At 71.4% G+C, this 17,872-nt stretch carries 16 protein-coding genes and 1 pseudogene; 6 read left to right on the forward strand and 11 right to left on the reverse strand.

From position 1 onward, the window contains the following. Positions 1 to 244: 244 nt before the first annotated feature. The 3 genes from AB0D31_RS21035 to AB0D31_RS21045 form a co-directional block, all read right to left on the reverse strand. Positions 245 to 1,195 (reverse strand): glycoside hydrolase family 6 protein, encoded by a 951-nt coding sequence (locus tag AB0D31_RS21035; protein ID WP_362725154.1) that lies wholly within the window; start codon positions 1,193 to 1,195, stop codon positions 245 to 247. Positions 1,196 to 1,366: 171 nt separating this feature from the next. Further along, the gene (locus AB0D31_RS21040; RefSeq protein WP_362725157.1) at positions 1,367 to 1,981 is read right to left on the reverse strand and encodes a GNAT family N-acetyltransferase; all 615 of its coding nucleotides are present in this window, start codon (positions 1,979 to 1,981) and stop codon (positions 1,367 to 1,369) included. Positions 1,982 to 2,096: 115 nt separating this feature from the next. Beyond that, the gene (locus AB0D31_RS21045; RefSeq protein WP_362725330.1) at positions 2,097 to 2,705 is read right to left on the reverse strand and encodes a histone deacetylase; all 609 of its coding nucleotides are present in this window, start codon (positions 2,703 to 2,705) and stop codon (positions 2,097 to 2,099) included. A 510-nt stretch (positions 2,706 to 3,215) separates the two neighbouring features. Here AB0D31_RS21045 and AB0D31_RS21050 point away from each other — a divergent pair. Beyond that, a complete protein-coding gene (locus AB0D31_RS21050) occupies positions 3,216 to 3,599 on the forward strand; it encodes a nuclear transport factor 2 family protein (protein ID WP_362725333.1) in 384 nt (127 codons plus the stop codon). On the opposite strand, the gene AB0D31_RS21055 is transcribed toward AB0D31_RS21050, so the two are convergent. The 3 genes from AB0D31_RS21055 to AB0D31_RS21065 all read right to left on the reverse strand — a co-directional run bounded on the left by AB0D31_RS21055 (position 3,589) and on the right by AB0D31_RS21065 (position 6,392). Then, positions 3,589 to 4,395: a helix-turn-helix transcriptional regulator gene (locus tag AB0D31_RS21055; RefSeq protein ID WP_362725160.1), complete on the reverse strand. Its 807-nt coding sequence runs from the start codon at positions 4,393 to 4,395 to the stop codon at positions 3,589 to 3,591. The genes AB0D31_RS21050 and AB0D31_RS21055 overlap by 11 nt on opposite strands. A 27-nt stretch (positions 4,396 to 4,422) precedes the next feature. Then, positions 4,423 to 5,850, reverse strand: coding sequence for a glycosyltransferase family 87 protein (locus AB0D31_RS21060; protein WP_362725162.1), 1,428 nt, complete (start codon positions 5,848 to 5,850; stop codon positions 4,423 to 4,425). A gap of 152 nt (positions 5,851 to 6,002) precedes the next feature. Then, positions 6,003 to 6,392 (reverse strand): VOC family protein, encoded by a 390-nt coding sequence (locus AB0D31_RS21065; RefSeq protein ID WP_362725165.1) that lies wholly within the window; start codon positions 6,390 to 6,392, stop codon positions 6,003 to 6,005. A 304-nt stretch (positions 6,393 to 6,696) separates the two neighbouring features. Here AB0D31_RS21065 and AB0D31_RS21070 point away from each other — a divergent pair, with 304 nt between their 5' ends. Then, complete coding sequence (locus tag AB0D31_RS21070) at positions 6,697 to 7,839, forward strand: molybdopterin-dependent oxidoreductase (RefSeq protein ID WP_362725167.1); 1,143 nt, start codon at positions 6,697 to 6,699, stop codon at positions 7,837 to 7,839. Then, positions 7,839 to 8,261, forward strand: coding sequence for a hypothetical protein (locus AB0D31_RS21075; protein ID WP_362725169.1), 423 nt, complete (start codon positions 7,839 to 7,841; stop codon positions 8,259 to 8,261). The genes AB0D31_RS21070 and AB0D31_RS21075 overlap by 1 nt, the downstream gene beginning before the upstream one ends. Before the next feature lie 59 nt (positions 8,262 to 8,320). On the opposite strand, the gene AB0D31_RS21080 is transcribed toward AB0D31_RS21075, so the two are convergent. Next, positions 8,321 to 9,187: a helix-turn-helix domain-containing protein gene (locus tag AB0D31_RS21080; protein ID WP_362725172.1), complete on the reverse strand. Its 867-nt coding sequence runs from the start codon at positions 9,185 to 9,187 to the stop codon at positions 8,321 to 8,323. Between the two features lie 564 nt (positions 9,188 to 9,751). On the opposite strand from AB0D31_RS21080, the gene AB0D31_RS21085 reads away from it, so the two are divergent. Then, positions 9,752 to 11,842 (forward strand): putative Ig domain-containing protein, encoded by a 2,091-nt coding sequence (locus AB0D31_RS21085; RefSeq protein ID WP_362725175.1) that lies wholly within the window; start codon positions 9,752 to 9,754, stop codon positions 11,840 to 11,842. 117 nt (positions 11,843 to 11,959) lie between these two features. Here AB0D31_RS21085 and AB0D31_RS21090 read toward each other — a convergent pair whose 3' ends face one another. The 3 genes and pseudogenes from AB0D31_RS21090 to AB0D31_RS21100 all read right to left on the reverse strand — a co-directional run bounded on the left by AB0D31_RS21090 (position 11,960) and on the right by AB0D31_RS21100 (position 14,468). Beyond that, positions 11,960 to 12,622, reverse strand: a complete 663-nt coding sequence (locus AB0D31_RS21090) for a class I SAM-dependent methyltransferase (RefSeq protein WP_362725178.1) — start codon at positions 12,620 to 12,622, stop codon at positions 11,960 to 11,962. 473 nt (positions 12,623 to 13,095) lie between these two features. Continuing rightward, positions 13,096 to 13,737 (reverse strand): annotated as a pseudogene (locus AB0D31_RS21095) (TIGR04282 family arsenosugar biosynthesis glycosyltransferase); the annotation flags it as partial. After that, positions 13,734 to 14,468, reverse strand: a complete 735-nt coding sequence (locus AB0D31_RS21100; RefSeq protein ID WP_362725181.1) for a glycosyltransferase family 2 protein — start codon at positions 14,466 to 14,468, stop codon at positions 13,734 to 13,736. The gene AB0D31_RS21100 and the pseudogene AB0D31_RS21095, both read right to left, overlap by 4 nt. Before the next feature lie 124 nt (positions 14,469 to 14,592). Between AB0D31_RS21100 and AB0D31_RS21105 the strand changes: the two genes are divergently transcribed. Then, positions 14,593 to 15,579, forward strand: coding sequence for a response regulator transcription factor (locus AB0D31_RS21105; protein ID WP_362725184.1), 987 nt, complete (start codon positions 14,593 to 14,595; stop codon positions 15,577 to 15,579). Then, positions 15,572 to 16,690 (forward strand): HAMP domain-containing sensor histidine kinase, encoded by a 1,119-nt coding sequence (locus AB0D31_RS21110; RefSeq protein ID WP_362725186.1) that lies wholly within the window; start codon positions 15,572 to 15,574, stop codon positions 16,688 to 16,690. Before AB0D31_RS21105 ends, AB0D31_RS21110 begins: the two co-directional genes overlap by 8 nt. 114 nt (positions 16,691 to 16,804) lie before the next feature. Here the strand turns inward: AB0D31_RS21110 and AB0D31_RS21115 are convergent, their stop codons facing one another. After that, positions 16,805 to 17,803, reverse strand: coding sequence for an NAD-dependent epimerase/dehydratase family protein (locus tag AB0D31_RS21115; protein WP_362725189.1), 999 nt, complete (start codon positions 17,801 to 17,803; stop codon positions 16,805 to 16,807). Between the last annotated feature and the right edge of the window lie 69 nt (positions 17,804 to 17,872).

Below are 17,872 nucleotides of genomic sequence, written 5' to 3' on the forward strand. Positions count from 1 at the left end.
CGCCCCCGTGGGCGGCGTGACACCCCGACCAGCGCGCCCGCCCGCCCCCGGGGGCGGGGTGGGCGCGGGTGGGGGGGGTCTAGCCCCGCCCCACCCCACCACACCCCGGGTCGGATCCGGTGCGGGAGAGGCGTGTGAGAGCGCTCTCACCCCACCACGCCCAGGGTCGGGACCGGCGCGGGAGAGGTGAGTGAGAGCGCTCTCACCCACCTCGCCCCACCCGTCGGCCCCCACCCCGCCTCCCTCAGGAACGCGCTGCCCGAGCCAGCTCAAGCGCGTACTCCGGCCACCAGCGTCCTGCCGACGGGCCGCCGCGGCAGGCTCCGTCCGACTCGCCGGGGCGCTTGATCCACAGGTAGGAGTCGATCAACGGATCACCGGTGACCTCCGTGGGCGGGGTCCCCAGCGCACGGCCCGGTGGGTTGCACCAGGTGTCGTTGCCGGAGGCGGTGTCCGTGTACGGGCCGTTGCCGTTGCGGCTGGTGTCGACGACGAAGTGCTTGCCGCCGAGCGCGGCGGAGAGCCGGTGACCGTACTGCGCGCTGGACGTGTTCGTCTGGAACGCTGAGACATTGAGCGAGAACCCGTCGGCCTTGTCGATTCCGGCCTCGCGCAGGGGGCTCTCCAGTTGCTTCTGGTCGGTGATCCACCCGGAGTGGCCCGCGTCCAGGTACGCCTTCGTCGCGGAGCCACGCTTCAACTGCCCTACGGCGTAAGCGAGAAGCGAGAGCCGCTCGGCCGACGGCGCCGCCTTGCAACCGCTCACCAGGTGCGCGATCGCGTCCGGCTCGACGATCACGACGGCGCGGCGCTCGCCGATGCCGCGTGCGAACGCGTCGATCCACAGTCGGTAGTCGTCCGCGTCGTCCGCCCCGCCCTGCGAGAGGCCGCCGCAGTCCCGGTGCGGAATGTTGTACGCGACGAGAACCGGGACCCGTCCGGCGAGGTCGGCGGCGGTGGTGAGTTCACGTACCGTCTGCTCGATCCCGTCGGGCCGGGGCCAGTCCGCCTGCGGCCGCAGCGAGATCCGTTCCACCAGCTCGGCGTCCGTGGTCCGCCCGGCCCGGCGCCACTCGGCGGCCTGGCTGGCGGCGTGCCCCACCGGGTTCACCCAGTAGGGGCCCGGATAGGGCTGGCCGGGCACCGAAAAGGAGCGGGGGAGAGTACAGGCGAGCGAGAGAACGGCGGCCAGCACCGCGAGGCAGCAGAGGGTACGAGAGCGTGATCTGCCGGGCATGGGACTCCAAGAATTCCGAACCGGACCCCACCCCTCGCGAAGATCTTGGCACCCAGCGCCCGCCCTCCGCCTTCACCCGGGGCCGTACGGGGGAACGCCCGTGCGCGGGTGGAGGAACGCTTCAGTGCTTCAGTTCCCAGCCTCGCGCACATGAAGGTGACCGTCCCTCGGATAGGGCGGGGTCGCGGGGAGGATCCTGTCGAGGCGGTAGCCGCACTTCTCCGCGACGCGGCACGAGGCGAGGTTGTCCACCTGGTGGATCAGTTCGAGACGCCGCAGCCCCTGCGCGGCGAACGTGTCGAATACCCACGTTGAGAGCGCTTCCAGACTGCGTGGGGCCACGCCTCGGCCGCGAGCGTGAGGCAGCGTCCAGTAGCCGACTTCGCCGGCGGAGCCGACTTCGCCGACTGAGTCCACTCCTCGGGCCGAGTCCACTCCGCCGCCACCCCCGCCCGGATACTTCTCCCACTTGACGACGATGTTGCCCAGCAACTTGCCGCCTTCGAGGCCTGGTTGGTCTTCGACCACGGCGAAGGCGAGGCGAACCCCGCTGTCCTGCCCCTGCCGCTGCAGGTCGATCCACCGCAGCGCGTCCTCGCGCGTTGCGATCGGCGGGTTCGTCCACCGGGCAATGCCGGAGTCGCCGTAGGCTTCGAGCACTCCCTCCGCGTCGTCCGCGCGCCAGGGCCGCAGCACGAGGCCGGCCGCCGTGGAGGTCGCCTCGACCCGCAGAGTCTCCGTCATCGATGTCCTCCTGAAAACCGTTGCCGGCTCCGTGACCGCCGCTTTGGCTTCAGCGTACGGAGGGCGGCGCGACAGGACGAGAGCGGGCCCGTGCTGAACAAGGGGCTCAAGTGGCTTACGAAGACGCGTTGTTGGTGGGACCGACGCGGTCGTGCAGCAGCTCGGCGACGGCCCGTTCGGTCCATAGCCCCGCTGCGCCGGGGCATGCCGCCAAGTAGGCGGTCACCGTGGCCTCGTCCCAAGCGCCCGATTCCAGCAGCCCCTGTGCGAGGTGACGGAGATAGGCGGCCGACGGCGCGGTCGGGGCGACGTCATCCATGCGCCAGGGCGCGGTGAAGGTGAGCAGCGGCCGGCCGTCGAGCGACCCGGGATGGAGCAGAGTCTCGTACCGGCCCGCGCCCAGAACGGACCTCCCCTCACGCAGTACCTCGCCGAGGTCCAGGTCCTCTCCGGGCTCGCGGTACATCTCCTGCGCCGCGATGTCGGCGAACTGCCCCGCCGAGACAAGATGCGCCCGAGCCAGCACCCGGCCCGCCGCCCCCGGATCGTAGAACGCCCGGCCACCGCGCCACACCGGGGACCGGGTGGCGAAATAGAGCGCTCCGGGCAGCTCCACCGGCACGGATGCGACGGGAGGCCGACGGTCGCGGCACCCCGGGTAACTCCTGGCCGCGCCAGGCGGCCGGCCACCTTCGATGTAGCGGGCGAGCCGGTCGAGATGCATGTTGGACCCATACGAGGCGTACCAGACCTTCCCGTCCTGGCCCTCACCCCAGCCGTCACCCCAGCCGTCACCCAGGCCGTCACCTCGGCCGTCACCTCGGCCGTCTGAGCGGTAGCCCTGACGGTGGCCGTCGGAGCGGCGGCCCAATTGGCCGTCGCCGTCCACGTGATCACCCGGCGCCGCGCTGTGCACAGCCCCACCTTTCCCGCGCCGCGCCCGCGCCCGACGCCCACGTCGCCACCGCCACCGTCACCGACGCCCACGTCGCCACCGCCACCGCCACCGACGTCCACGTCGCCGCCACCAGGCCTGAGAGCGCTCTCGCATTACCTCCGCGGTAATCGACCCGCCCTCCCCGCCCCGGCACAGTGGTGGCCATCGGGACCCGGGCGGCGCACTCCGGTCGGGTCCCGGCTCGCTGAACAGGCGGGCCGCACCACGGGTTGGACCACAGGCCGCACCAAGGGCCGAAGTCAAGGCCGTACTTCAGGACGTACCTCACGGAGGCTGATTTCCATGTCGGAGAACCGTTACGAGACCGCCGTCGCCCGCTACTTCGAGGCGTGGAACGCCGGCTCGGCCGAGGATATAGCCAAGGCCGTCGCCGCGGCGTGGAGCGAGGACGGGTCCTACACCGATCCCCTCGCCGACGTCGAAGGGCACGACGCGGTCGCCGCCGTGATCGCCGGGGCGCACGCACAGTTCCCGGGGTTCGCGTTCCGGGCGCTCGGCCCGGTCGACGGCAACCACCACATCGCGCGCTTCGGATGGGAGCTGGTGTCGGTGGCCGACGGCTCGGCCCCGGTCGCCGGGTTCGATGTGATCACCCTCGCCGAGGACGGCCGCATCCGGTCCGTCGCGGGGTTCCTGGACCGCGTACCCCCTACGGCGTGAGCGACTGAAGGTACTTCGCCGTCTCCGGATCGGCCGGCAGGAACGTCTCGATGGCCAGCTCGGAGACGGTGACGTCCATCGGCGTGTTGAACGTGGCGATGGTCGAGATGAGCGACAGGACCGTGCCCGCGTGCTCGATGCGCAGCGGCAGCGCGAAGGGGAACGCCTGCTGGGCATCCTCGTCGCCCGGCTCCTCTCCCCGGGCCGGTACGGGATACGCGACGACCTCCTCGTACAGCGTGCGCAAGGCGTCGCTGCGCAACAGTGCGATCTGACGCTCCATCTGCTCCAGGAGGTGGCCGCGCCACTGCGGCAGGTTGCGGATGCGTGGCGCGAGGCCTTCGGGGTGGAGGGTCAGCCGCATCGCGTTGACCGGCGGGGTCAGCAGATGCCCGGCCACCCCGTCGAGGAGCATCGCGATGCCCCGGTTCGCGGCGAGCACCGTGTACGTCGCGTCCACCATCAGCGCCGGATAGGGCTCGTACGCCTGGAGCAGGCGCTCCATTCCCGCGCGCAGGGAGGTCATCCCCGGGTCGTCCAGCGGGGTCTGCGCGTAATGAGGGGCGTAACCGGCCGCCAGGAGCAGCGCGTTGCGCTCGCGGACCGGTACGTCCAGGTGCTCGGCGAGGCGCAACACCATCTCTTCGCTGGGGCGCGACCTGCCGGTCTCGATGAAGCTGATGTGCCGGGCCGAGGAATCGGCACGCAGCGCGAGCTCCAGCTGGCTGAGCCGGCGTTGCTCACGCCACCCACGCAGCAGTCGCCCTACTTTCGTTTCCGGGACGACAGTTGTCATGGGTCAGACAGTAACTGAGACAGTGACTCAGGCGGTGAGACTGCTCTGTGACACGAGCTCAGGAGTGCCCGCGTGCCGCTCCTGGCGTCCGGCGAGGTGGCGCCGGATCGCCCAGCCCACCAGGACCGCGCACGCGGCGACCGAGTAGGCGACCCTCGCCATCGGAAAGTCTCCCAGCGCCTTGGCCACCACATAGGTGCAGGCTCCCGCCATGGCGATGGTGAGCCACTCCCACCGTCCGTCCAGCGCCACGAGGGCGACCACGAGCAGGGCGTACCAGGAGTATCCGGGGGTGAGGAGCAGGAAGGCCCAGCCGAACAGCAACAGGGCGCCCGACCACGGGCGTTCGGCATAGCCGCGCCACAGCACGTACCCCGTCACCGCGACCAGTCCGACGAGGGCGGCCGGCAGACCCCAGCTGTCGGGCAGCACCATCCGGAGCAGCGCGAAGCGGCCCTGCCCGGTCGGGTCGTCGTACCCCTCCTCCTCGGTGTAACCGCCGAGGTAGCCGAAGACGGAGGAGTGCGACACGAGGACGTAGGGGAGGTAGGAGAGCGCGATCAGCGCGGTGGTCGACAGCAGTACGGTGACCGGCCGCCGACGCAGCACCGCGGGCAGCACCATCGCGGGCAGCATCTTGACCGCGACACCCGCGCCGATGAGCACCCCGCCCGCCGCGGCGCGCAGCCGTCCGACGGTACGGTCGCGGCCGGCCGTCAGCGCGGCCAGTCCCGCGACGGCCAACAGCACGGCCAGGACGTCGACATGGGCGTTGTTGACCGCTTCCACGGGCACGGCCGGACACCACGCCCAGAAGGCGGCGCCCGACACCTGGCCCGGCGCGCCGTCCGGGCCGCGTCTGCGCAGGACGCGTACGAGCACGAGGGTGGTGGCGACCGCGAAGAGCGCGCCGCCGATCTGCAGCGGTTTGAGGCGGGCCCCGCCGGGTGAGATCTCGTCCACCACGAGGTAGTACGCCTCCGCGACCGGCGGGTAGATCGTGTGCACCGCCGGCCTGTTGAGCCGGGTGCAGCCGCCGTCGACCCGGGCGCGCTCGGGCCCGGCGCACTGCGCGGCGGACGTCGGGAAGAGCCAGGGATCACGCAGCCGGGCCAGCTGCGGGTCGGCCGGCGTGTAGTCGTACGGGGAGATCCCGGCGGCCTGCACCCGGCCGTCCCAGGCGTACCGGTAGGCGTCGGTGCTGGTGCGCGGGGGAGCGAGCAGGCCGGTCGAGGCGACGGCGATCCCGCCCGCGACGATCAGAGCCGCACGGTGGCGCGCCGGCACCTTGCGCACCGACCAGGCGGCGACGGCGAACAGTGCCCAGGCCGCCGCGTACCACCACGAAAGGCCGGACGGGTCGAGCCGGAAGCCGTCCTTGCGGATGGTGAAGGCGAGCACGGTGGTGAGCGCGGCGAGCAGGACGGCGGTGCATACGGTACGTCGATGGGTCACCCCGCGAGCCTCGCAGCTCCGGGCCCCGAAGCGGCGCAGGCCACCCCCGCCGTCCGCGAACCGTAAGGTTCACCCGGATGTGCGGAAGCGACCCGCGCCAGGCCCTCGCCGACCGGCGCCAGACGCGCGCCGACGGGCGCCAACCGTGCGTGTTACTGCCAGCCGCCGTACGGGACGGTCAGCAGTTCCAGCCAGTGTCCCGACGGATCGGGGAAATAAACCCCGCGGCCGCCATCATTGTGATTGATTTCGTTCGGGTGCTTGCGATGCGGATCCGCGAAGAACGGAAGCTTCAATTCCGTGATGCGCTGGAATGCCGCGTCGAACACGTCGTCGGAGACGAGAAACGCGTAATGCTGGGATGCGATCTCGACGCCTTCGGGGACGGTCGCGAAGTCGAGAGTGACTCCGTTACCGGTCACGACGGGGACGAACGGTCCCCACTCCTTGCCGGCCTCCAGGCCGAGCATATTCGCCAGGAATTCGGCGGACGCCCGGTTGTCCCGGGATCCGACAATGGTGTGATTCAACTGTACTGACACAGTGGAATGCCTCCATCGGGCATATCACAGACACCTCCATGTCTCACCCGGCCGGTGACCGACACGCGATGCTGCCCGAAGATCCTAACCATGTTCCGCCGCACCTGTCACGGTATTGATCGCGCCATCGCATTCCCTTTCACAGGGGCGGCCACGGGTTGTTCACAGGGGCGGCCCCGGGTTCACGGGAGCGGCCCCGGGGCGATCCACCGAGGGCGCCCAAGGAGAGCCCGAGCGGTGGCGCTCGCGAACCGTAAGGTGTCGGACCACCCGGAACGGGGGTCGGCCGGGGTGGGATGGAGCAATGAAGCCACGACTTCCCGCAGTGCGGCCGCCCGTCTTCCGGGGCAGGCTGCACGACGCGCGTACGGCGACCGCGATCGGCCGCTGCCTGGGTGTCGCGATCGCCGTCTGCTTCGGCACCGGACTGATCAGCCACTACCTCCAGCACCAGCCCGGCTGGCTGCTCGACGTCCTGCCCAACAGGCCGGTCTGGGGGTACCGGCTCAGCCAGGGACTGCATGTGGCTTCCGGCATCGCCGCCATTCCGCTGCTGTTCGCCAAGTTGTGGACGGTCTATCCGAAGCTGTTCGGATGGCCGCCGCTGCGTTCCGTACGTCACGCTCTGGAGCGGCTCTCGGTCGCAGTCCTCGTCGCGGGTGCGGTCTTCGAACTGTTCACCGGCCTTCTCAACACGGTGCAGTGGTATCCGTGGCCGTTTTCGTTCGTTCCGGTGCACTTCGCCGTCGCCTGGCTGCTCGCCGGGGCACTCATGCTGCACATCGCCGTCAAGTACCCGGAAATCAAAGCGCATTGGAGCAGCCGATCACCGGGAACGCTGACGCTTCCGGCCGCCGACGGACCCGACCGGCGCTCCCTGCTGACCGGCGTGGCCGCCGCCGTGGGCGCGGTCACCCTGACCACCGTGGGCCAGGCGTTCACACCGCTGAAGTTCTTCGACGTCCTCGCACCGCGCCATCCCGATTACGGGGCCGAGGGGCTGCCCGTCAACCGGACCGCCCGGGCGGCCGGAACCACCCGTGTCGACATCGCCGCCTACCGGCTGACCGTCTCCGGCCCCCGGCCCTACACCCTCACCTTCGACGAACTGTCCGCGCTCACCCAGCACGAGTCCGTGCTGCCCATCGCCTGCGTCGAAGGCTGGAGCAAATCCGCCCACTGGACAGGTGTACGCATGACCGACCTGCTGCGCCGGGCCGGTGCCCCACCGGACGCCCGGGTACGGGTGATCTCCCTGGAGCAGTACGGCGCCTACCGGGTGATGGAAATGGGCCGCGACTACGCCCACGATCCGCTGACCCTGCTCGCCCTGAAACTCAACGGCCAGACCCTCACCGCGGACCACGGCTACCCCGCGCGCATCATCGCCCCCAACCGCCCCGGCGTCCTGCAGACCAAGTGGGTCACCCGTCTGGAGGTGATGTGATGCGGGATGTGATGCGCACCGTTCTCGGTGCGGCCGGACTCGCCCTGATGGCCGTCGGCGGACTACTGGTGTGGGATCAGACCACCCACTGGTCCGTACTCATCTGGCTCGCCGGAGCCGTCGTCCTGCACGACGGCATCATCGGGCCCCTGGTCGTCGGTGTGGGGCTGCTGACCGGTGGCCTCGCCAACCGCGGCCTGCTGCGCGGCACCCTGATGACCGGCGGGTGCCTCATCCTGATCGCGCTCCCGCTGCTGCTGCGCCCCCTGCCCACGAACAACCCGTCGGTGTTGCCGCTGAACTACGCGCGGGGCCTGCTGATCTCCCTCGCGGTGGTGGCCGTACTCGCCCTGCTGCTCGCCGCGGCACGCCGGATCCGGCGCGGGCACGGCGGCCACGAACCGAGCGCTCCGGAGGGCTGAGACCGGGCAGCTCCTCACGCGGTGTGCGCAGGCGGGCTCCGGAGCGGGACATCCTCGGCTCAGCCCGGATTCCGCTTCGCAGCCGTGATCGGCTGCGAACCTGCGACCGGCTCCGCCGCTTCCGTCCGCATCGGTTCCGCCGCCTCCCACACGCTCTGGAAGGCCAGGCGCAGACAGGCCGCGAGTGCCGGGTGCTCGATGTAGAGGGCGGTCGTCGAACCGGTCCCCGCGACGGGGTCCGGCATGTCGCACAGCACCAACGACGCGTCGGCGATGACCAGTTTGAGCGGCAGCCGCTGCGCGAAACGCGCCTCCTCGCCCGCCTCGGCGAAACGCCGCACGTTCTCCAGGACCTCCTCGTCCTCGAGCGCGTCGTGCGTGTACACCGCACGCACCGTGCCCTTGGCGCGCCGAAGACGCCGAGTCGCCTTGATTCCCGAGGTGTTGGCGGCCGGCGCGACGAACGGCGGCATGCAGAAGCTCAGCAGTTCGGAGTCGGCCTGCTCCTGGATGTCCGCGAAACGCTCCGCGATCTGCCGCGGGTCACGCAGCACTTCGATGTAGTCGAGCGGATCGGTGTGGGCCCGCCCGTCCGTCCACAGGGGCAACAGGAGTGACGTCAGGCTCGTCGACACCTTCTCCAGCCGTTCCAGTGACTCTCGTTGCCGGTTCATCAGGCGGGTCAGGGCGAGCTCGGGCGCGACCGCGGTGAAGGTCGTGACACGCCCCCGGTGGGCCATGGCCAGCTGGGCGCGGACCAGCTTGTCGAGTACGTCGTAGATGCGCTGGCGCGGCACCTCCGCCTCCCGCGCCACCTGCGCCGCGGTGTAGGAATCGCGCCTGACGAGCGCGAGATAGACCCGTGCCTCGTACCGCGAAAGGCCCAGCTCGACGAGGGAGCCGACCGACTCCTCATCCGGCTCCATGCGCGTCCCCGTCCAGCTCCATGTACGTCCTCCTCGGCTCGATGCCCGCCACCGTATACACCCGCCCCCGGCTCTGAGCAGCCTTGTGATCCTTTGGGAATCCACCGGGCGGGGTGATCGGTGATCCATCCCCTTTCGAGGGATTCGAGGGAAAGGCTTTGCCTGGGGCTTGCCTCAGCCTGTTGTCGCCCCCGGCCGCCGTCGCTACCTTCGTCCCTGCCACCACGTGAGCGGGTGGCAGTTTTCACGAAGCGCCACTGTCATGCACTGATCAGGCACCGCCGCTTCCGCTGATCATGTGCGTACACGTTCTGATCAGCCATTTCCGATCAGCACGCCCCTATCGCCCCGCGCTGCTCAACCGCGTATCCCCACCGCGCCGTTCGCTGCGCGGCGCTCGACACGCGGCACTCGGCTCGCGCTCGTCACGTGCACGCATCCGCACCGCCGAACGTCCGGCACACGTCATGCCGAACGCGCCGGATCCGCCCCGCCGCACCACGGCAGGCCAGTACCTCCGTTTGCCTCGATCCGGCGAATCAACCCCCCATGGAGGGCAGTTCCTTGTCATCGAAGAGACCCTTCGGCCTCCCCGCACTCACCGGACGCGTCGCCACTGCCGCGCTCGGAGCGGCGGCCCTGGTCACCGGCGGACTCATCGCCGTCGCCCCGTCCGTCGCCGCCGCCACCCAGGCCGCGGGCACACAGAGCTCCAGCACACAGAGCTCCAGCACACAGGGGTCCGCCTCACACGGTTCGGGCACCCACAGTTCGGGCGCCCCGAGCTCCGCCACCCAGGCCGCCAACACCCAGCGGCTGTGCGCCCAGCCCGCCAAGGCCGGCATGATGTCCTGCCTCGCGCTGGCCCGTACCGACGTCCAGCACCACCTCGGCATATCCCCGAACGCCCTGCCCTCCGGCTACGGCCCATCCGATCTGCAGAGCGCCTACGCGCTGCCGGCGAACGCGGGCGCCGGTACGACGGTGGCGATCGTCGACGCGCAGGACGACCCGAGCGCGGAGTCGGACCTGGCCACCTACCGTTCCCAGTACGGCCTGCCGGCCTGCACCACCGCGAACGGGTGTTTCAAGAAGGCCGACCAGAACGGCGGCACCAACTACCCGACGGCGGACTCGGGTTGGGCCGGTGAGATCTCGCTCGACGTCGACATGGTCAGCGCGGTGTGCCCGCAGTGCCACATCCTGCTCGTCGAGGCCAACTCCGCCAGCATGGACGACCTCGGCACCGCCGTGAACCGCGCGGTCACCATGGGCGCCAAGTACGTCTCCAACAGCTACGGCGGCAGCGAGGACTCCACCGACCCCAGCTCGGACTCCTCCTACTTCAACCACCCCGGCGTCGCCATCACCGTCTCCTCCGGTGACAGCGGCTACGGCGTCGAGTACCCGGCCGCCTCCCAGTACGTGACGTCCGTCGGCGGCACCTCGCTGAGCCGCGCCAGCAACACCCGCGGCTGGTCCGAGTCGGTCTGGGGCACCAGCTCCGGCGGCGAAGGCGCGGGCTCGGGCTGCTCGGCGTACGACCCGAAGCCGTCCTGGCAGCACGACACCGGCTGCGCCAAGCGCACCGTCGCCGACGTCTCCGCGGTCGCCGACCCCAACACCGGCCTCGCCGTCTACGACAGCTACCAGGCCAGCGGCTGGAACGTGTACGGCGGCACCAGCGCCTCCTCGCCCATCATCGCCAGTGTGTACGCACTCGCCGGAACCCCGGCCGCGAACACCGTCCCGGCGTCCTACCCGTACGCCCACACGTCCTCCCTCAATGACGTGACCTCCGGTGCCAACGGCAGCTGCAGCCCCGCCTACCTGTGCACGGCGGCCGCCGGCTACGACGGGCCGACCGGCCTCGGCACCCCGAACGGCACCGCGGCCTTCACCGGCGGCACCAGCACCGGCAACACCGTGACGGTGACCAACCCGGGCAACCAGTCGACGCAGGTCAACACCGCCGCCTCACTCCAGATCCACGCCACCGACTCCGGCAGCGGCCAGACCCTCACCTACAGCGCCACCGGCCTCCCGGCGGGCCTGTCCATCAACGCCTCGACCGGCCTCATCTCCGGCACCCCGACCACCGCAGGCAGCTACAACGTGACGGTCACCGCCAAGGACTCCACCAACGCCAGCGGCTCGACGTCCTTCACCTGGACCGTCACCACCTCCGGCGGTGGCGGCTGCACCGCGGCCCAGCTGCTCGGCAACCCGGGCTTCGAGACCGGCAGCGCGTCGCCCTGGTCCGCGACCGCCGGCGTCGTCGACAACTCCAGCGGTGAGCCCGCCCACTCCGGCTCCTGGAAGGCCTGGCTCAACGGGTACGGCACCACCCACACCGACTCGCTCTCCCAGACGGTGACCATCCCGGCCGGCTGCCACGCCACCCTCAGCTACTACCTGCACATCGACACCAAGGAGACCACCACCACCGTCGCCTACGACAAGCTGACGGTGACCGCCGGCTCGACGACCCTGGCGAGCTACTCCAACCTCAACAAGAACACCGGCTTCGCGCAGAAGTCCTTCGACCTCTCCTCGTTCGCGGGGCAGACGGTGACCCTCAAGTTCAACGGTACGGAGGACAGCAGCCTGGCCACGTCGTTCGTCATCGACGACACCGCGGTCAACGTGAGCTGACCTGAACGCCCAAAGGCGGGGCGGGGTTGATCCCCGGCCCCGCCCTTTGCCGTACTCCGCCGCCCTTGGCCGTCCCTGGCCGCCCTTTGTTGGCCGGAGGCGGGACAGGCGCCCGGATCAGTCCAGACGCAGCGCCACGAAGGCCCGGCCGGCCGCGGTCCAGCGTCCGGCCGGGCGCCACCCGAGCGGGAGGGCGCAGGAAAGCAACGCGTTCGTACCGAGCCGCGCCCAGGGGAAGTCGCCACCCGCAGCACCGCGCGCGTCGGTGACGCGGACCCGCATCCGCTCGTCGATCTCGTACGGGGCAGCCTCGGCGAGCAACAGCCCGCCGGGCACGACGAGTTGGGCGACGCGGGCGAGCAGCGCGGACGGGTCGCCACCGATCCCCACATTCCCGTCGACGAGCAGCGCGGTGTCCCAGCGTCCCTCGCCGGGCAGGTGGTCGAAGACCGAACGGCACAGCGCGCTGCCGCCCCAGTCCCGGGTGTGACGGACCGCTTCGGCGCTCACGTCGACGCCGAGCGCGGCGACCCCGTCGGCAGCGAGCGCCGCCACCAGCCGCCCCGGCCCGCACCCGATGTCGAGGACCGTACCCCGGCAGCGGCGCAGCACCGTACGGTCCGCCACGTCCGGCTCCGCGCACCAGCGTTCGACTTCCAGGGGGAGCAGCCAGCCGTCGGGCCTGCGCAGGAACAGCGGGCCACGCCCCGAGCGGACCGCATCCGTATAGGGGTCGGCATGCCAGGCCGCCGGGACCGTGGCCGAGAGCGCTCTCACCATGCGCGCACCCCGGCCACCGAGTACCCACCTGCCGGGGGCCCTTCCACGGAGGGGCCCCCGGCTACTGAGTGCCCACCTGCCGCGGAAGAGACTTCGGCCACTGAGCGCCTATCCGCCGCGGACCCTTCCGCGGAAGGCCCGGTCAAGGACTCCGCCGCCCCCTTGGCCGTCGAGGTCCCCACTGTCACCGCCTCGGCCGCCGCGTTTCGGACGGTTGCGGGGTCGGTGGTTGAGCTGCGGGCGGTCACGGAGTCGGTGGTCGCGCTCTCGGCTGCGATCGCCTGGGCGGTCGCGCTACGGACGGTCTCAGGCTCGGTGGTTGAGCTGCGGGCGGTCACGGGGTCGGTGGTCGCTCTCTCGGGCGCCACCGTCTCGGTGGCCGCGCTCCCAACGGTCACGGGCTCGGACGTCGGACTGCCGACGGCGACCGGCCCCGTCGCCTGCGTCCCGACCGTCGGGGCGGCCCCCGGCACTCCGGCTCCCACCAACAGGGAGCGGGCGAAGCGGCCGTGCGGCGCTTCGGCGGCGACGAGCCGTGCGTCCCGCGCGGTGTCCACATCGCGCAGTCGCGCCAGCTCATGTACGACGAGCCCGGCGTCAAGCAGCCGTTGCCGCTGGACGCGCCCGGTCTCGGACACCGACATCGGTACCCCCAGCAGCAGGGACGGGTCGGGGTCGGTCAGGCCCAGTGCCCAGAACCCGCCGTCCTCGGCCGCCCCGAACCACGCCTCGCCGGGGCCCGGACCGGCCAGCGCCGGCGCCAGCAGAGCCGGACTGACCTGCGGGGTGTCCATGCCGATCAGCAGCGCGGGTCCGGTGGACGCGGCGAACGCCGCCGCGATCCGCTCGTCGAGCCCGCCGCCGCGCTGCGGGATCACCTCGATGCCCGGCGGAAGCCACGGCCCCGGCTCGCCGTCGAGTACCAGGACCCTTCGCCGTACGGGAGTGGCGAGCACCGCGTCGAGGGTGTCGGCGAGCGACGCCTCGGCGATCCGGGCCGCCTCCTGCGGTGTGTACGGCGGGGTGAGCCGCGTCTTGACCCGGCCCGCGACGGGCGCCTTCGCGAGGACGAGCAGCGTCGTGCCCGACGTTTGAGAGCGCTCTCGGCCCGTCATCGGGCGACCGCCGCGGTACGCGCGGGCGCCGGCGCCGGGCGCTCGGCCAGCACCTGACGCATGTCGTGCACCGCCTGCCAGGTGCCCCGCCACGTCCCGGTGACCTTCGACTTCCCGGCGCGCGGCCGGTAGGCCACATCGTGCTCGGCCACCCGCCACCCGGCGTCCGCAGCACGCACCACCATCTGCAGGGGGTAGCCGCTGCGACGGTCGGTGAGAGCGAGTTCGAGCAGCGCCTCGCGGCGCGCGGCCCGCAACGGACCGAGGTCGTGCAGACGCAGCCCGGTGCGGCGCCGCAGCATCCGGGCGAGCGCCAGATTCCCGGCACGCGCGTGCAGCGGCCACGCCCCGAGCTTCTGCGGCCTGCGCCGGCCGAGCACGAGGTCGGCCGTGCCGTCCGCCACCTCCCGCACATAGCGGACGAGGTCGGCCGGATCCAGGGATGCGTCACAGTCGCAGAAGCAGACGAACTCCGCCTCTGCGGCGAGCAGCCCGGCGTGGCAGGCGGCGCCGAAGCCCCGGCGGGGCTCGTGCACCACCGTCGCGCCGAGAGCGCGTGCAACATCGGGTGAACCGTCCGACGAGCCGTTGTCGACGACGACGGCCCGCCAGCCGTCCGGGATCCGGGCCAGTACCCAAGGCAGTGCCTCGGCTTCGTCGAGGCAGGGCAGCACGACGTCCACGGTCACCGCACACGGTGCGGAGGGGGATGCGGAAGAGGTTTCAGTCACGCCCTCACCGTACGAAGCCAAACCGGGCAAAACGGATATCGGGTTCTTACGAAACGCGGACATCCCCCACCCGGGGCCCACCTGGCGCAGACGGACCCCTCCCGGCGGTGCGACTCTGGATGCCATGCACAGCACCGAGAGCCGCATCCTGGTCGTCGACGACGACCCGACCGTCGCGGAAGTCGTCACCGGCTACCTGGAGCGCGCGGGCCACGTCGTGGACCTCGCCGTCGACGGCCCCGCCGCCCTGCGCGCGGCCGCCCGCCGCCGCCCCGACCTGGTCGTGCTCGACCTGATGCTGCCCGGCATGGACGGACTGGAGGTGTGCCGCAGGCTGCGCGCCGACGCCCCCGTACCCGTGATCATGCTGACGGCGCGCGGCGACGAGGACGACCGCATCCTCGGCCTGGAAATAGGTGCCGACGACTACGTGACGAAGCCCTTCAGCCCGCGCGAACTGGTGCTGCGTGTCGAATCCGTCCTGCGCAGGGCCCGCACCGCCGCCTCCCGGCCGGGTCCGCGCGTGTCCCGCTCCGGCATCGCGCTCGACCCGGCCGCCCGCACGGCAACGAAAGACGGAAGCGAACTAGCCCTGACGCTGCGGGAGTTCGACCTCCTCGCCTACCTCCTCGCCCGTCCCGGCGAAGCGATCTCGCGCGAGCGGCTGATGCGTGAGGTGTGGGGCTGGGAGTTCGGCGACCTCTCCACGGTGACCGTCCATGTGCGACGCCTGCGCGGGAAAATCGAGACCGACCCCGCCAAGCCCGCTCTCATCCGTACGGTGTGGGGCGTCGGCTACCGCTTCGAAGCCGAACCGGAGACGACTCTCGCGGGTGGCGGCGCGGATGATGGCACGCCGGCTGACGAGGCGGCCGGCAGCGGGGTCGGCAGGGGGGCTGTCACAGCGTCCGGCGCGGGGACCGGCACCGGGGTCGGCGCAGAGGCCGGCATGGGGATCGGTACGGGAACCGGCAGCGAGGTCGGCGCGGGGGCCGATTCAGGGATCGGAATGGGGGCCGATTTGGGGATCGGTGTCAGGGCCGATACGGGAATTGGCGCTGGGGCCAGCACGCCTGAGAGCGCGATCAAGGAGGGCGTCGACCGTGAATGACGTCCTGCTCATCGCCCTGTACGCCTTCCTGGGCGCGGCAGCCGCAGGGCTCTGCGGGGCCCTGGCGCTCCGCTTGCTACGACACCGCTCCCTCACCGCATCGGTGACCGTGGTCGCCGCCGTCGCGGTCGTCGCCATGCTGGCCGGCACACTCGCCGTCGCCTGGGCCATGCTCCTCAACTCTCACGACCTGACGGTGGTGACCGTGGTCGTCGCCATGGCCGCCGTGGCGTCGCTGGCCACCGCGCTCCTGCTCGGTCGCCGGGTCGTCGCGAGCAGCCGCCGCCTCGCGCTCGCCACCCGGTCCTTCGGCGACGGCGGCAGCTTCGACGCCCCTGTAGGCCCCACGACCGCCGAACTGGCCGCGCTCAGCCGGGAGTTGGCAGCGACCAGCGCCAAGCTGACCGAGTCCCGCGAACGGGAGCGGGCGCTGGAAACCTCACGCCGGGAACTCGTCGCCTGGATCTCCCACGACCTGCGCACCCCGCTCGCCGGGCTCCGTGCGATGGCCGAGGCCCTCGAAGACGGCATGGCCAAGGACCCGGACCGCTACTTCCGTCAGATCAGAACCGAGGTCGAACGCCTCAACTCCATGGTGGGCGATCTCTTCGAACTCTCCCGGATCCACGCGGGAGCGCTCGCACTGAACCCCGCCCGCATGTCCGTCCACGATCTGATCGGCGACGCCCTGGCGGGTGCGGACCCGCTCGCCCGCGAACACGGCGTACGTCTGGTCGGAGAGCGCGTCGACGCGGTACCGGTCGAGGTGGACGGCAAGGAGATGACCCGTGTCCTGGCCAACCTGCTGGTCAACGCCATCCGGCACACCCCGGCCGACGGCACCGTCGCCGTCGGCGCCCGGGACCGGGACGGCGCGGTCACGCTCTCCGTCACCGACGGCTGCGGCGGAATCCCCGACGACGACCTGCCCAGGGTCTTCGACACCGGCTGGCGCGGCACCGCGGCACGCACCCCGCCCGGCGGCGCGGGCCTCGGCCTCGCGATCGTGCGCGGCATAGTGGAGGCCCACTCGGGGCGCGCCGAAGTACGCAACGTCGCCGGGGGATGCCGCTTCGAGCTGACCCTCCCCGCAGCGAGCGCCGGAAGCTGACCCCGGCGCATCGGCCCCGGCGCGGTCGAGAACGCCGGGCGCCTCCCAGCTTCAGGTAACCCAGCTTCAGGTAACCCTGCCCCAGGTTGCCCGGCCGTAGGTAGCCCGTCGTCCCTACGCCTCCGCGGCGGCGAACTCCGCCATCCCCTCCTCGAAGCCGACAGCCGGCTTCCAGCCCAGCTCGGTCCGCAGCCGCGCCGAGTCCGCGGTGATGTGCCGTACGTCGCCGAGCCGGTACTCACCCGTCACCACCGGCTCGGGGCCGCCATGGGCCGAGGCCAGCGCACACGCCATCTCGCCCACGGTGTGCGGGGTCCCGCTGCCCGTGTTGTACGCGGTGAGCCCGCCCGGCGCTCGGCCTGAGAGCGCTTCCAGCGCCACCACGTTCGCCCCGGCCACATCGCGTACATGGACGAAGTCCCGACGCTGCCGGCCGTCCTCGAAAACCCGGGGCGCCTCGCCGCGGGCCAGCGACGACCGGAAGAACGAGGCCACCCCCGCGTACGGCGTGTCCCGCGGCATGCCGGGGCCGTACACGTTGTGGTACCGCAGCGACACGGCTCGCCCCCCGGTCGCCCGCGCCCAGGCGGCGGCCAAGTGCTCCTGTGCCAGCTTCGTCGTGGCATACACATTGCGCGGATCGACCGGCGCGTCCTCCGCGACCAGGCCGGGGCTCAACTCTGCTTCGCAGTACGGGCATTGGGGCTCGAAACGCCCGGCCTCCAACCACTCGTCCGGCCGCGGCCCGGGGCGTACGACCCCGTGCTCGGCGCACTCGTAGCGCCCTTCGCCGTAGACCACCATCGACCCGGCGAGCACCAGTTCCCCGACGCCGGCCTCGGCCATCGCGGTCAGCAGCACCGCGGTGCCGAGGTCGTTGTTGCCGACGTACTCCGGAGCGTCGCCGAAACCGGTGCCGAGCCCGACCATCGCCGCCTGGTGGCACACCGCGTCCATCCCGCGCAACGCCCCGGCGACGATCTCGGGGTCGCGAACGTCGTCCTGTGGCCGGATCGCCCGGTCAAGGACGAACGGCTCATGGCCGTGCGCGGCGAGCGCTGTGACAATGTGCGAGCCGATGAAGCCCGCGCCTCCCGTGACAAGTACACGCATAAGGGAGACGCTACGGACGTGGAGCCTTCCCGTCACGGCCCCACCCCGTCATGTCACCACCCCGTAAGG

This window comes from Streptomyces sp. NPDC048361 (genome assembly GCF_040651795.1).
Classification (GTDB): domain Bacteria; phylum Actinomycetota; class Actinomycetes; order Streptomycetales; family Streptomycetaceae; genus Streptomyces.